This is a genomic window from Microcystis sp. M_QC_C_20170808_M3Col (assembly GCF_007095505.1).
GTDB lineage: Bacteria > Cyanobacteriota > Cyanobacteriia > Cyanobacteriales > Microcystaceae > Microcystis.
In genome coordinates this window covers 1-14976 of the sequence record NZ_SFBY01000036.1, presented here as the reverse complement: position 1 = coordinate 14976, position 14976 = coordinate 1, and the positions used below count along the sequence as shown (strand labels likewise).

The window sequence follows — 14976 nt, the reverse complement described above, 5'->3', positions numbered from 1 at the left end:
TAGGGTGGCATAAATCGACTAAATCCTTATCTGGCAAGAGACTTAATTGATTAGCTAGTTCTAGATCGAAAACAATTGGCAAAAATCGCAGCAATGTCTTTCTAGATCAGGGTTTCATCTCTTATAACCCCCGTCCATTACATAACACAAACCGAAGAACCTTTTTTTCGGGCTAAAAGCATCATTGTTAACATACATTTTCAAACATCCTCTTAGTCATTGCCCCTTGCATAATTAATTTTTGGGGGTTGAAAAAATGAAAAAACCAAGTATAAATTAGCACAAAATCTCTTAATTGATTAGTTCGCTCTAGATCAAAAACAATTGACAAAAATCGCCAAGTGCCTTTCTACATAAGGGTTCCATCCCTTATATCCCCCGTCCATTGCATAACACAAACCGAAGAGCCAAAATCTCTAAATAGACAATTTGATTGATTATTATGACCACTGACTCCTGCCTAGTGACTCCTAAAGAACTACTACAGGCAAATCCCTAACCCCTGTAAAACTTTTTTGCCGAAAGTGACCGATCTGGGTAATAATTCTTTAATAAAGATTTGTAAACTTGAAAATGATTATCCCTTCGCAGTGCTAGAGATTTAATGAGACGACTAATTGCGATCGAAAAAGCTCTGCTCATCGGTCATATTGTATCGATGGCTTTTGGACTAGCCGGATTGTTGCTAGTTCTGCCCCATCCCGAATTTGTGGCCAATTTACCAGATTTTGGCAAAACCTTCTTTGCTTGGTCAATGGCTGGGGGGGGTGTGGTGTATATGGTTTTAGGAATGGCAGCGGTGGCTGTTTATGCCTATCGGACTCTAGGAGTGTGGCACTGGTTAGGATTCATGGTTCCCGCTATCAGTTTATCCCTTTGTAGCGAACTTTTGGGAACCAGTACCGGCTTTCCTTTCGGTCATTATCGTTATCTTTCGGGCTTAGGTTACAAAATTGCGGGTTTAGTACCCTTTACTATCCCCCTATCTTGGTTTTATCTCGGTTTTAGTGCCTATATTATCGCTCGTGTTGGTTTATCCACTCTTGCTTTACCCCAATGGCTACAAAATCTAGGAGCGATCGCTATCGGGGGGGTATTATTAACTTCATGGGATTTTGTCCTAGATCCGGCCATGAGTCAAACTACCATCCCCTTCTGGATTTGGGAACAACCGGGGGCCTTCTTTGGGATGCCCTATGAAAATTTTGCCGGTTGGTTCGGTACAGGCTGTGTTTTTATGACGGTAGCCACTTTAATTTGGCAAGTGCAACCGGTGAAACTGCCAAGTCAAGATTTAACCCTGCCTTTTGTGATGTATTTAGGTAATTTTGGCTTTGCTACGGTCATGAGTATCGGTGCTGGTATTTATCCGCCGATTTTCTTAGGATTACTCACCGGTGTTCTGCCTTTAATCCTTCTCTATAATCGCGCCAAGGCTGTTGCTTCCGGGCAAACAGTGGCAACCAGCGAAGTAACAACCCTAAAAATCCCCGTTGTTTCGGTGAGAGGAGCCAAATAAGTTGTTAACTGAGATCATTCTCGGTGCATTCTGCCTGGGGCTACTGCTGTCTCAGGCTGTTGCCTTTTTTATCCTTCTTTCCCGTCTGCTGAAAGGGGCGCGTCGTTGTCCTCCCCTGACTCCCCAACCTCCCACTCCAGAGATGTTAGGGACGGTAAGCGTGATTGTGCCGACGTTAAACGAAGTGGCCAGGATTGACGGTTGTTTACGGGGATTGACTCAACAGAGTTACGAGGTGCGAGAAATTCTGATTGTCGATAGCAATTCCCAAGATGGTACGCGGGAAAAAGTCAAGGAGATAGCGGCAAAAGACCCCCGCTTTCGCTTGAAAACCGATTATCCTTTACCCCCAGATTGGGTAGGTCGTCCCTGGGCGTTACACAATGGTTTTTTGTTTAGTTCCCCTGAAAGTGACTGGATTTTGGGCATTGATGCCGATACGCAACCCCAAGCTAATTTAGTGGCTAGTTTAGTGAAAGCTGCGATCGCAGAAGGTTATGATTTAGTTTCCCTGTCGCCGCAATTTATCCTCTCCTATCCGGGGGAATGGTGGTTACAGCCGGCTTTATTGATGACTTTGCTCTATCGCTTTGATTCCGCCGGGGTGCGAGAACAAGATCCCGAAAGAGTGATGGCCAATGGTCAATGTTTTCTCTGTCGGCGGTCAGTTTTAGCGGCTTTAGACGGTTATAGCGGGGCAAAAGGTTCTTTTTGCGATGATGTCACCCTCGCCCGTCTAGCGGCAACTAAAGGCTATCGGGTGGGATTTCTCGATGGGGCGAAGTTAATTAGGGTGCGGATGTACGAAGGACTTAAGGAAACTTGGCGCGAATGGGGCAGATCTCTGGACCTGAAAGATGCCTCCTATCAGGGGCAATTATGGGGAGATTTAGCTTTATTGACCTGTACTCAGGGATTACCGATAATCATCACTCCCTTGCTTGTAACGGCTTTTAATTTCGGCTACGATTTCCTGAGTTTAAAAATTCTCCTCGCTTTAAATCTGCTGCTGTTATTGATTCGTTTTGCCCTTTTATTGGCCGTCTCTCCTAGTTACTATCGCGGCGAAAAAGTCAATCTATCTTCGGGACTATTTTGGCTATCTCCCCTAGCGGATCCGCTGGCAGTTATCCGCATTTTTATCTCTGCTTTTACCCGTCCCCAAAGTTGGCGCGGTCGAGTGTATTAAAAATATGGCTCTCTTAGGTTTGGTGGGTAAAATGTATTCTAAGATACAGTCCTGCTGGCGAGGGAGTGGAAGGAACCACAAAGACACAGAGGACACAAAGATCGATCCTATGTAAGTTAAACTTATCACACAGAACCTAGAAGAGCCGATAAATTAGGCTTTTAGTCATCACCTAAAATCATGGCTTCGACTTCCTGTTTAGCTTTTTCTAGGTCGTCTTTCGCTTGTTGTTGGAGTTGTTTGGCTTGATTCCGAATGGCGGTGATATGCTCACTAATTTCGATTTGTTTTTCAAGTGGTGGCAGAGGAATTAAAATATTTTTTAACTCCTCTTGTGTAATAGCAGGATAATTGCCACCACTACTTCTTTGCTCCATTTGTTTTAAAGAAATTGATTGCCGAAGAGCATAAAACAGGAAATCTTTATTTAAATTTTTGTTTATAATTTGTCGAATGATTGCAAAGCCAGTAGATGCTATGAATAAATTGTCTCCTTGATCTATTTTGACAATAGCTCCTCTATTAGGACGGGTTGTAGAAATCAAAATATCACCACCTCTTACTATCATTCTTGCTCTACTTGGTGCATCTTCAATTTCAATCATACTAATATTTTGAATCTCACCAAGAGAAACATTTATTTCGCCAATTTCAATATAGGGAAATTTTTCAACAAAAATACTTTTTTGATCCCAAGCCTCATAAGAAAATTTAACAATGTGACCTAACTTATCATGTGATAATTTCTTGATTGTAGAAAATAAAAAAATATGTTCAGGTTTATAAAAACTAGGATCAAACCTATCGCCTGATACTTCGCTTAAATTACGGATAAAAATTCGGTTTTGAATAGTGTTTTCTTCGGGTTCTGGTAACTCAATCCCCAACTCCCCTAACAGATAATCATCAATACTATCTAGTAATTGCTGTGCTTCTAATTCTTTTTGTTTTTTAGCCGCATAAGCGTCATCCATTGCTAAAATAATTTTATTTTGTTTAGAAATAGAAAAATCAGGTATGAGAAAAGAGCCTACCTCCTCAAGATTTAAATTTGCTCTTGCAACTGGTCTTTTGATTCGATCAATTACTTTTTGACCGATTGGTGTAAGTAAAAAAGCTCTGACAAATTCTGGCTTAAGATTTTGTTTTAACCTAACAGCCGCAATCGCCTGATTAATATTAGCGTCTCTTGAATCTTGATAGATTCCTACTTTTCCTATAGTAGCTCCAACAATAGCGATCAAGAGATCATTTTTCTTAAGTTGTGAACCTTTCATAACCCCATTATGAATATCTGGCTTTATATAAAGTAATTCAGAAAAATTAATATTACCATTTTCTAAAAAGTCACCACTTCTTATAAAAGGTATCCCTACATTCATCTCACAATAAGCATCACCTCCACTTTTTGGAGTAATTCCAGAAAATATAGATAAACTTTGATGAGCTAATTTGGTACAGCCTATTTTTTGTAATTTATTTTCATTTTCTATGAATTTTGGCTCATAAAAATGTGGATCGAGCCTTCCTTCTAATTCTTGCAAATTAATCATAAAAATCTTATTTTTATCCACATTAAGACCTAAAAAAAAACTATCCTTCCCTGACTCTATTGACTCAATAAACCGCGCAAGCTCCTCACCAATAAAATCTAACTCATTATTATTAGTCGGTTTACCCGTTGCATCATAACCAATATCTTCAGCAATCGCCATAAAAATCGGATAATCTTGAATTACCTTTTGCTTTTCTTCCGCATACTGATCACTCAAAGACTCCTTTAATGCCTCAATTTGGTCATTATATTCCGCCGTAACCGACTTTTTCCACTCCTTATAAAGCTCCGAATCTGTCAACGCCTTACCAGACAAATTTTGAGCATTATCAAAACCTCGTAACTCCTTTAAATGCCGCTTCTTATTATTTTCAATCTTATCCAATAACTTTAAATAATCATTACTTTGCTTTATTTGATCCTGTAAAGCCAGTTTAGCCTGTTGAATACTTTCCGTTACTGCTTGCGAATGCTTCTTCAAAAATAAAACCGAACTTTTAACCCCCGCTCCCGTTGCCGAAAAAGCCGTCTGAGGCATGGAAACCACCGCCACAATGCGATATTTTTCCTCGATTCCATCCCTCACATACTGCAAACTTGAATTAGTCAAAATACCATCAGGAACCACCATCGCTAAATAGCCACCTTCCTTTAAAAAATTATGACATTGCTCAAGAAATAAAACTTCTGTGCTTTGACTGTCTCGCTCCGCTGTCCTACTTTTAGGATTTAACCAATCTGCCGCCTTCATCCCAAAGCTATATTGGGATATATAAGCCTGTTCCGTTTGTTTAATAACCGAACCAAAAGGCGGATTAGTAATAACAAAATCAAAGCGATTATATGTAAAGCCTTTATTTTCTGTCCGTTTAATTAAATCTTCACTATCGCGTAAACCATCCGCCGCAATTACATTGGTATGACCATCATCATGGATAATCATATTCATTTTGGCAACCCGAGCAATCTGTTCATTAATTTCAATGCCAAACAAATTACTCTGAGCAAAATTATGCCAATGCTGATAATGTTTGTTATATTCTTTCGGATCCGTTTTATAATTGGGATAGTATTCATTGGCCTCCCTACGAACCTTCTCTAACGCATGAAGCAGAAAACCACCGCTTCCACAAGATGTGTCTAAAACTAAAGAATTGTGCTTGATGGGTAGCACATCCACAATAAACTTAACAATTGGTCGAGGTGTAAAATACTGCCCAAAATCTCCGCGAAAAAATGACCCCATAAACGTCTCAAAAGCGCGACCCTTACTATCTAAGTCTGTTTCGCCTAAATTAATACTTTCCAAATAACCCACCACCGTCCGCAACTTCTCTGGACTTAAGCGAATATCATCCTTAAAAACTTCTGCATCTGCTCGACGGCCTTCTTCATATAAAGCCTTAATGCGCTCACTTAATTGCTTATTTTCCCGTTGCTTTCTTTCCTCCTCTTTTTCATTAGCTTTAGGAGCAACACTAAAGATCTGAAAATCGTAGGGTTCCCCTACCTTGCGAGCTTTCTTTTCATCCCAAATTTTACAAAAAATCAGCTTATCTAACTCGTCAAAAGCTTCCGAGGGATTCAACTCTCCCCCTCCCCATAACGATTGATGAGCCTGCTTAAAACGACGGGTTAACTCATCCTCTGTAACTACTGTTAACTCAAATAACTTTTGTCCATTAGAAATACCACCACCTTTAGCATATTTAAAACGCGCTAATGTTTCCACTCCCGCTTGTGGAATATCAGTGATAGTAATTCTTTCCTTTGGCTTTTCTGTTGGTACTTGATAATATTCATCTTTAATACCGGAAGTTATCCAAACATATTTCGCTCCTTCCGCCACCGCATAACTAAAACCCTGCTCCACTGCCTGAGTAAATTCTAATTCTGAAACCTCTTGTTTTTTACATTCAACAATGATATGAGGCGATTTCTGCTCATCATCATTATAAACAATAATATCCGCTTCTTTGGTCGTTGATCCCATTACTACAGGAACAAATAACCGAATCCGCTTTTGAGCATAACCGTAGGTCAAAATTAATTTTAAAAAAGTCTCAGCTTGTACCTGTTCTTCAGGATTGCTATAATTTCGCTTTTTATTTTGATTAATATAGGTAATATATTTCTGCTCATCATCTAACTTAATTAAGCCTTTTTTGATTCCTTCTTGAATTAAACTCATAAGCGTCTGATGACCGATTCATTGACTGAGATAAAAAAATTATAATATTAACCGGGCATTTCAGGCAACCCAAAAAAAGTTAACTTGAGCATCTTGATTGTTTAGCCCGTTAAGTAGCTGGTTATAATTAAATTAAAAATGGATTTTAGGTTCGATCCCCCCTGCCCCCCTTGATAAGGCTATCCCTTATAGGGATCTTTCTTAACAATTTTTGCAGTAAGCACTCCAACCCTTATCCTGACTTGATTTCAGTTTTTTCTTTGTCAGTAAGGGTGTCAACAAGGAATATTACAGATTGTTAACCGAGTCTTGAAAGCCTTGTGCTACAAAGGTTTGAAATGTTAAGAAAGATGTGACTAAAGGACAGCTTGATAAGGGGGGTGCCGATCCCCCCTTAGTCCCCCCTTAATCCCTCCTTAATAAGGGGGGCATCTGATAATTTTTAACGCCTACCTACTTAAAACCGAGGAATATGATTAAAAAGATGACGCATGACCACAAACTCCCAACAAAATAACGAATAGCCATAACCCTGCTGCTCCACCGTCCTCACCTGAGCTTGTAAACCCTTTAAGGAAAAATCAGGATTCCAACCCGCATATAAACCCACCCCCACTGGCACATACCGGGAAGCTGTCGCCAGTCCCGATCCCGAAAGACTCGCCGCCACCTGATTGGGAGTTTTCCGATAGATCTGTAAGACCACCTCATCCACAATCCCTTGACGCACCCAAGCCAACCAATTTTGATTATATTTATTCACCGCAAAAGAGTGAGGATTAGGCGAAAGACTCACCACCAACTTGGGATTAATCGCCTTGACATGATCGTGCAACTTGCGGGTTAAATTCGTTAAAGCCTGACTTTTATTACCAAAAACACGCGGAACCGCCCAATGATCATCTAACTGAATCCCCGCCAAATCTTTTTCTTTTAAAATATCTTCCATATTCCCCAAAAGATAGGCTTGTACCTGCGGATTCGCCGGATCTAACCAGACATTGGTTTCCACCACCGTCTTCCCTGCGGGCGTTTTTAATAGCCAATCCGGATGCTTTTTGGCAATGGGATCCTTAGGCGATAACATCAAACCATACTCAAACCAAGCATAGGGCTTCAAACCCTGCCGTAAAGACTCCTTAACCGCTGCCCTCCAGGGATTGATCAACGGCGGCACAAACAACCAATTCGTCGGACGCTGGGAAGTCGGATAAAGCGTTCCCCTCAACCCATAAACACTAAAATACACCCGGTCATAACCCGATCGCGAAAGATGATTTAACACCTCATCTAAAGACGTGGTGTGATGTAACAATATCGTGCCAATATTGGTTAACCAAACCCCCTTCATCTGCTCATTTTCCACTGCCTTCCGGGGAGCCGCTCGGTGAGTAACCAACAACAAAAAAGCCACTCCAGCAACAATCCCAAACCTCTTTAGGTACTTGCTAAACTTAACCATGATTCCCGATTAATCCCACCAAGATATTTGATAATAGTATTAAGTAGGGAGGCCAAATTATTTGTAGGATGGGTTAGCGGTAGCGTAACCCATGCAGGCGTTGGGTTTCATGCTTCAACCCAACCTACGTTCATATTATATTTAATTCCACCCACCCACTTATTTTAGTCCGATTTTTAATATTCAGTTCATCATCAGCAAGACCTATTTAGTTATACTAAATCCGGTTATTAAAAACTGATTATCAGTGAACTGGGGTATCAGGTGTATTAGGCTGCCCTAACACACCCAGAAAAGATTTTAGGGAAAATTAACCGACTACACAGAGAATATCCGATGCGTGAGTAGCGGTATTCACTTTGTCATCCACATGGCTAATTTTGCCTTCTCCATCGATGATATAGGTGACGCGCTTAGAATAACCACCCCCATCGACATCATAAGCTTTGGTGATAGCACCATCGGTATCTACTAGCAATTGGAAGGGTAGGCCGTATTTTTCTTTAAATTGTGCATGGGAACCTTGGTCATCCCTGCTCACCCCGAAGACTACTATTTCCTTGTCTTGGTATTCTTGGTAGTTATCCCGGAAGCTTTGCGCTTCTTTGGTGCAACCGGGGGTATCATCTTTGGGATAGAAGTATAAAACTACGACTTTACCTTGAAAATCCGACAGGGAAACGGTTTTTCCAGTATCGTCGGTGGTGGTAAAGTTCGGTGCGATTGTTCCAACGGTTAAAGCCATAACTCCGATTCCTTTACAAAAGTTAATCTATATCGATCATAAGGGATGAGGGTCAAAAACAGGGTGTCGGAATTATGAATTATGAATTATGAATTATGAATTATGAATTATGAATTATGAATTAGGGTGATGGGGAAGTGGGGTGGTGGGGAAGTGGGGTGGTCACTGCGTGCGCGTTGCGGGGGGAAGTGGGAGCTAGAGCATTGTGTGGGAATTATGAATTATGAATTATGAATTATGAATTATGAATTAGGGTGATGGGGAAGTGGGGAAGTGGGGTGGTGGGGAAGTGGGAGCTAGAGCATTGTGTGGGAATTATGAATTATGAATTATGAATTATGAATTATGAATTAGGGTGATGGGGAAGTGGGGTGGTGGGGTGGTGGGGAAGTGGGAGTCAGAGCATTTGTACTAAATTTCCTGATCAGTTTAAATGCAGTACAGCTGAGAAGACGAACAACAAACCTCCAGAATTTGTCCTAGGATAATATTTGTCAGCTAAGAGGGGGATAATATGAGGCCATTCTGGTTAAAAGTGAGAACTTTTGGGCAAAATATCTTAATCGGTTTGGGTTTAGTGCTATTAATCGGTTTTTATCACACTATCATGGCCAAATCTGCCTCATTGATGATTGTTTATCCTCCCGATAATCATCAAACCACGGCCTCTAGAATCTTTTTTATTGGCTCTGCTCCTCCATCGGGTCAAGTTTTGCTCAATAATCAACCGATTCAACGCAGTGCTAAAGGATATTTTGCCCCTAGTTTTCCCCTACAAGTTGGCGAAAATAATTTCACTATTCGCTATCAAAACCAAACTATTAATCGCCAAATAATTCGTCGAGATACTCAAGCAGTTATTCCCCAAGAATTAGCTTTTGCTGATAACTCTCTCAGTCCTTCTGTGAATAAGACGCGGTTAGTGGGGGAATGGATTTGTTTTAGCGCGATTGCTACTCCCCAAGCACAGGTTTCTGTGCAGTTAGGAGATAAAATGCTGCCTCTTTTACCCCAACCTCAAACCACAAAACTGCCTAGTAATGCCGCAGTTTTAACTAATCTCAATCAAGCGAAGTCCGAGGATAAAACTGGTTACTATCGAGGTTGTCAACAGTTTCAGCAAGAGGCTAACTTAGGAAAACCTATTTTTACAGCACAATTAAATAATCGATCGATTAGCCAACAAAGTCAAGGAGAAATTAACATTATTAGCGATCAAAATTTACCCGTGATTGAAATTATAGTTGCGGAAGGGGTAGCGCGTACGGGGCCGGGTAGTGATTATTCCCGTTTAACTCCTTTACCCCAAGGCACGAAAGCGAGAGTCACTGGGAAAGAAGGGGATTGGTTACGGTTAGATTATGGTGGTTGGATTTTAGAGCGAGAAACCCGTTTAATAGTTAATGAGGTCTTGGATAATGCTAATATTCGCGGTCTCTCTTCTCGAAGTATCAATCAAGCAACGGAAATTATTTTTCCCCTCTCCCATCCTGTACCGATCGCCGTGGCACAAGAAGATGATAAATTTATTTTGACCCTTTATAATACCATTGCCCAAACCGATACAATTTTTCTAGTGGATAATCCTTTGGTCAGACGTTTAGATTGGCGACAAATTAACCCGACCACGATAGAATACACTTTTAATCTTAACCAAAAACAACAGTGGGGTTATAGTCTTCGTTACCAGGGGACAAATTTAATCTTAACCCTGCGTCATCCTCCGGGAAAAAGTGCTAATTTACAGGGCAAAGTTATTTTATTAGATCCTGGACACGGAGGTAAAGAAACCGGTGCAGTCGGTCCGACGGGTTACACAGAAAAAGAGATTAATTTGCTTATGTCTAAATTAATTAAACGGGAGTTAGAAAAATTGGGGGCAACAGTTTATTTAACCAGAGAAACGGACATCGACTTATCCCTACCGGCACGAGTAGAGATGATTAATAATCTGCAACCAACCCTAGCACTATCGGTTCACTATAATGCTTTACCCGATGATGGAGATGCCTTAAATACTCAAGGAATTGGCATATTTTGGTATCATCCCCAGGCAGCGGATTTATCGGTTTTTCTCCACGATTATTTAACCAAAAATCTTAACCGTCCTTCCTATGGAGTATTTTGGAATAATTTAGCTTTAACTCGTCCCTATAGTAGTCCTTCATTGTTATTAGAGTTAGGATTTATGAGTAATCCTCAAGAATTTGAATGGATTACCGATACTGAGGCACAAAAACAATTAGCGCAAGTTTTAGCCGCCGGAATTAGCCAATGGTTTCAACAATCTGGGGTAATTGCTTCCAGTTAAGATTTAATGGCAATCCGAGGGAGATAAGCTTAAATCTTTGTGAAAAATCAAGCCCTAGCTGGAAAGCCAGTGATAGGATTTTCTGGAGTTTTTATTTTAGTCTGAGGAAATTAAATCAAGTTCATGGAAAAAATGTTACCAGTGAACAGCAATCGGACAAAATAACTGCTAGATTACAAGGTATAGTCCATCGCTCTCTAGTAGATATTCAAACAGCGATCGCTCTGTGAAAAAAATCTCTGGATGAGCAAACAAATAAAGATAGTTTACCTAAAAATTTGCCAATAGTTCACACCCTTATAGACAACTTGCTCGCTGCCCCCCTTATTAAGGGGGGATTAAGGGGGGATCAATTGCCCACCTCAAGGTTGGGGTGGTCCAATTAAATCCCACTCCTGTTATTATTCTCCTCTACCCATGACTAACTCTTTATATATCAGCACGACGGCAACGGGAAGCGGTAAAGCGTTAGTAGCTTTAGGAATTATTGACTTAATTCTCCGCAAAACTAATAAAGTGGCCTTTTTCCAGCCAATTGTTCTCGACTGTTCCGAAGGTCATCGGGACGAAGACATTGACTTAATCCTCAATTATTTTAAATTAGAACAAACCTACGAAGAAGCCTTCGGTTTATGTTACGAAGAAGTTAAGGATTTATTGGTACAAAAAAAATTTGATGAAATCATCGAAAGAATTATCAAAAAGTTTAAAAACTTAGAAAAAAAATATGATTTTATCCTCTGTGAAGGTTCCGATTATCTGCAAGAAAATTCCGCCTTTGAATTTGAACTAAATACAGAAATCGCCAAAAATCTCGGCCATCCCATCTTAATATTAGGTAATGCCCACCATCGCAGTATCGAAGATGCCCTTAGTCCGATCCTGATTTCCTGCGACACCTACCAAGATAAAGGTTGTACGGTGATTGGGATTATTATCAATCAAGCAGAAGAGGAAAAAATAGACGAATTACGGAAAAGCCTGACTAGAATTTTTCCCCCCCAAGAATATGCCCTAGGAGTGATTCCCCACAATGCTAAACTTAGCAGCCCGCGAGTGGCAGAAATCGCCCAACAATTACAGGCAAAAGTTCTCTACGGACAGCAGAGATTAGATAGTTTAGCCAGTAACTTTCTGGTGGTGGCCATGCAGATGCAAAATGCCCTAGAGCGGATAAAGGAAGATAGTTTAATTATCACCCCTTGGGATCGCGGCGATGTGATTATCGGGATGTTACAGGCCCACCAATCGGCCAATTATCCCCAATTAGCCGGTATAGTCTTAACAGCAGGTCATAGTCTCAATCCTTCGATCGCCCGTTTAATTGAAGGTTTGCCCGATCCCTTACCGATTCTCTCCGTCACCACCGATACCTACACCACGGCCGAACGCATCCATCAAGTGCGGACTACCCTGACCTCGACGGACTACGATAAAATTAACCTCAGTCTGCAGCTTTTTCACAATAACATCAATCTCGATCGCCTAGAAGCGCAAATTCGCACTTTGCGGACCCAGGGGATTACCCCGAAGATGTTCACCTATAATCTCGTACAACAGGCCAAAGCGCAAAAACGTCACATCGTTTTGGCCGAGGGGACTGAACCGCGCATCCTCCGGGCAGCCACAGTTTTAATCGAACAGGATATCGTCGATTTAACCCTCTTGGGACAACCGGAAGAGATCGCAATGGTGATTAAAAAACATGGTATCACTCTCGATCTCGATCGCCTGCAAATTATTCACCCCGTGGATAGTCCCCATTTTGAAAGCTATGTGCAGACCCTCTACGAAGCGAGAAAAGCCAAGGGAATGAATCTGGATCTGGCCCGGGATTATGCACAGGATGTCTCCTATTTTGCCACTTTAATGGTGTATCAAGGCGATGCTGATGGTATGGTATCGGGGGCAGTGCATACAACTCAACACACAATTCGGCCTGCACTCCAGATTATCAAAACTAAGCCCGATTGTGCGATCGTCTCCTCGGTCTTTTTTATGTGTTTAGAGGATCGAGTCTTGGTCTATGGGGATTGTGCGGTCAATCCCGACCCCAGTGCCGAGGAATTAGCCGAAATCGCCCTATCTTCTGCCGAAACCGCCCAAAAATTCGGAATTGAACCGCGAATCGCCCTGCTTTCCTATTCTTCGGGTCAATCGGGCCAGGGAGAAGACGTGGAAAAAGTACGACAAGCGACCAAAATCGCTAGGGAAAAACGCCCCGATTTGAAGCTAGAAGGCCCCATTCAGTACGATGCGGCCGTGGATAAGGAAGTAGCCGCCCAAAAAATGCCGGGGTCAGAGGTGGCGGGCCAAGCGACGGTGTTTATTTTTCCTGACCTGAATACAGGTAATAATACTTATAAAGCCGTGCAGCGGGAAACGAAAGCTTTAGCCATTGGTCCAATCCTACAGGGATTAAAAAAACCCGTCAATGATCTCAGTCGCGGTTGTACCGTTCCCGATATTATCAATACGGTGGTAATCACGGCCATTCAATCCCAATCTTTTTGAGTTATCAGTTAGAAAACGGGTTTCTTTGAGAAACCCGTTTTCTAGACTTACATAGATAAAACCCTATAGAATCGATGAAAACAGCGATACTTGACAAAATCGGGGGGGGGTGATAAGCTTTTTGGTAAAATTTACTAAAAATTGCTAATGAATACTAGAACCACCTTCAAATCCCTCTCTGGTGTCGGTGTTGTCTTCGCTGGTACAGTTAGCGCGATCACTAGAATTACCACTCTGCCCGTCCGCGCCTGTTCCTTAAAGCCTTTCTCAGATTTTCTTGGTACAACAATCGGCATGGCCACTGCTGTCACTCTCGGAACAGTAATTAGCTTGCCCGCACAGGCAACCACTCTATTTAGCCAGACGAATATCGTCACCAACCCCGGCGCAGGATTCAACGGCTCAGATGTCAGTCAAGCCTCTGCTACTGTGACTTCAGGGGGGCAGAATCCAACCGGTGGTTTCCGCTTGGCACAAAGCTTTACCATTTCTAATGCAGGACTGTGGGCGATCGATACGGTATCGGTGATGGCTTACATGACATCAACTTATGGGTTTCCCCCCACTTCACCTTTTACTGGCATCTCAGTTAATATTTGGGACAATGCCCCCGGTCTTGCCGGGAGTAATATCCTGGGTTCGTCCACAACTCTGCTATCTACTAACTGGACTGGCGTTTACCGCACTTTCAATGGCGTGTTAAACAATGCCCAACGCCCGGTGATGAACATTGCCGCCAATTTCAGTGGTTCTGGTCTTACTCTCGCGCCAGGAACTTACTGGGCAGACTACCAACTAACGGGGCTGTCACCGACAGGCGGTACAGCTGGTTTTACTCCTTTTCTAATGACAACTTCAGGAGGAAATCGTGTAACTCTAACTGGAAATGCACGGCAGTTTAACACCACGGCTGCCCCAAATGCTTGGATTACCATCAGCGAGGGTACTCCGGCTCAAGGGGTTTCTCTTCCCTTAACCGTAACAGGACAGAAAGTTCCTGAACCTAGTACCGTTTTGGCGTTGGGACTGTTAGGCTTGGGTGCATTGGTTCTTAAAGCCAAAGCCGGACAGTGATAAGGCTTAATTGCCATAGAAAAAGGGTTTCTTGAAGAAACCCTTTTTCTGGAATAAGAGGCGATCCCTAGGGATTGCTAACTCGCGCTAAACTAGATCAAGATAATTGACTTCCAATCAATTCAAAGCAAGGACAAACCCATGAAATATCGCGTCTTAATTGAGCAAGATGAAGATGGCATTTATGTGGCTGAAGTTCCCTCCCTACCCGGCTGTATTTCTCAAGGCAATACCCGGGAAGAGTTACTCGCCAACATTCAGGAAGCAATTGCTTTATATCTAGAAAGCCTAGAAGCGCACATTGACATCCTCACCGCCGTAAACGGACGGTGATTCCCAAACCTCACGATTTAGGTTTCTGCTTCTTTCCCTTGCGGGGTTTCGCACCTGCCTTAACAGATTTACTCTGTTCTGGT

General features: G+C 42.0%; 10 protein-coding genes. 7 read left to right on the top strand and 3 right to left on the bottom strand.

Annotated features, from left to right (window positions below; translation table 11 throughout):
* The first annotated feature begins 604 nt into the window (after nucleotides 1-604).
* Both cruF and cruG read left to right on the top strand, forming a co-directional pair.
* Complete coding sequence (gene cruF / locus EWV84_RS01910) at nucleotides 605-1519, top strand: gamma-carotene 1'-hydroxylase CruF (protein WP_287076066.1); 915 nt, start codon at nucleotides 605-607, stop codon at nucleotides 1517-1519.
* A gap of 1 nt (nucleotide 1520) precedes the next feature.
* Complete coding sequence (gene cruG, locus EWV84_RS01905; RefSeq protein ID WP_287076064.1) at nucleotides 1521-2708, top strand: 2'-O-glycosyltransferase CruG; 1188 nt, start codon at nucleotides 1521-1523, stop codon at nucleotides 2706-2708.
* A gap of 161 nt (nucleotides 2709-2869) precedes the next feature.
* Here the strand turns inward: cruG and EWV84_RS01900 are convergent, their stop codons facing one another.
* The 3 genes from EWV84_RS01900 to EWV84_RS01890 all read right to left on the bottom strand — a co-directional run bounded on the left by EWV84_RS01900 (nucleotide 2870) and on the right by EWV84_RS01890 (nucleotide 8661).
* Complete coding sequence (locus EWV84_RS01900) at nucleotides 2870-6454, bottom strand: N-6 DNA methylase (protein ID WP_287076062.1); 3585 nt, start codon at nucleotides 6452-6454, stop codon at nucleotides 2870-2872.
* Nucleotides 6455-6911: 457 nt separating this feature from the next.
* Nucleotides 6912-7916, bottom strand: a complete 1005-nt coding sequence (locus tag EWV84_RS01895) for a glycoside hydrolase family 10-like protein (RefSeq protein WP_287076060.1) — start codon at nucleotides 7914-7916, stop codon at nucleotides 6912-6914.
* Nucleotides 7917-8226: 310 nt separating this feature from the next.
* Nucleotides 8227-8661 (bottom strand): peroxiredoxin, encoded by a 435-nt coding sequence (locus EWV84_RS01890; RefSeq protein WP_287076058.1) that lies wholly within the window; start codon nucleotides 8659-8661, stop codon nucleotides 8227-8229.
* A 514-nt stretch (nucleotides 8662-9175) separates the two neighbouring features.
* Here EWV84_RS01890 and EWV84_RS01885 point away from each other — a divergent pair.
* The 5 genes from EWV84_RS01885 (at nucleotide 9176) to EWV84_RS01865 (ending at nucleotide 14893) form a co-directional block, all read left to right on the top strand.
* Nucleotides 9176-10972, top strand: coding sequence for an N-acetylmuramoyl-L-alanine amidase family protein (locus tag EWV84_RS01885; RefSeq protein ID WP_287076057.1), 1797 nt, complete (start codon nucleotides 9176-9178; stop codon nucleotides 10970-10972).
* Nucleotides 10936-11202, top strand: coding sequence for a hypothetical protein (locus EWV84_RS01880; RefSeq protein ID WP_286825592.1), 267 nt, complete (start codon nucleotides 10936-10938; stop codon nucleotides 11200-11202). Before EWV84_RS01885 ends, EWV84_RS01880 begins: the two co-directional genes overlap by 37 nt.
* A gap of 187 nt (nucleotides 11203-11389) precedes the next feature.
* A complete protein-coding gene (gene pta, locus EWV84_RS01875; protein ID WP_287076055.1) occupies nucleotides 11390-13486 on the top strand; it encodes a phosphate acetyltransferase in 2097 nt (698 codons plus the stop codon).
* Nucleotides 13487-13633: 147 nt separating this feature from the next.
* Nucleotides 13634-14560 carry a PEP-CTERM sorting domain-containing protein gene (locus EWV84_RS01870; protein ID WP_287076053.1) on the top strand — a complete coding sequence of 309 codons (927 nt, stop codon included), beginning with the start codon at nucleotides 13634-13636 and terminating at the stop codon, nucleotides 14558-14560.
* Between the two features lie 141 nt (nucleotides 14561-14701).
* Nucleotides 14702-14893, top strand: coding sequence for a type II toxin-antitoxin system HicB family antitoxin (locus tag EWV84_RS01865; RefSeq protein WP_287076052.1), 192 nt, complete (start codon nucleotides 14702-14704; stop codon nucleotides 14891-14893).
* Nucleotides 14894-14976: the final 83 nt, after the last annotated feature.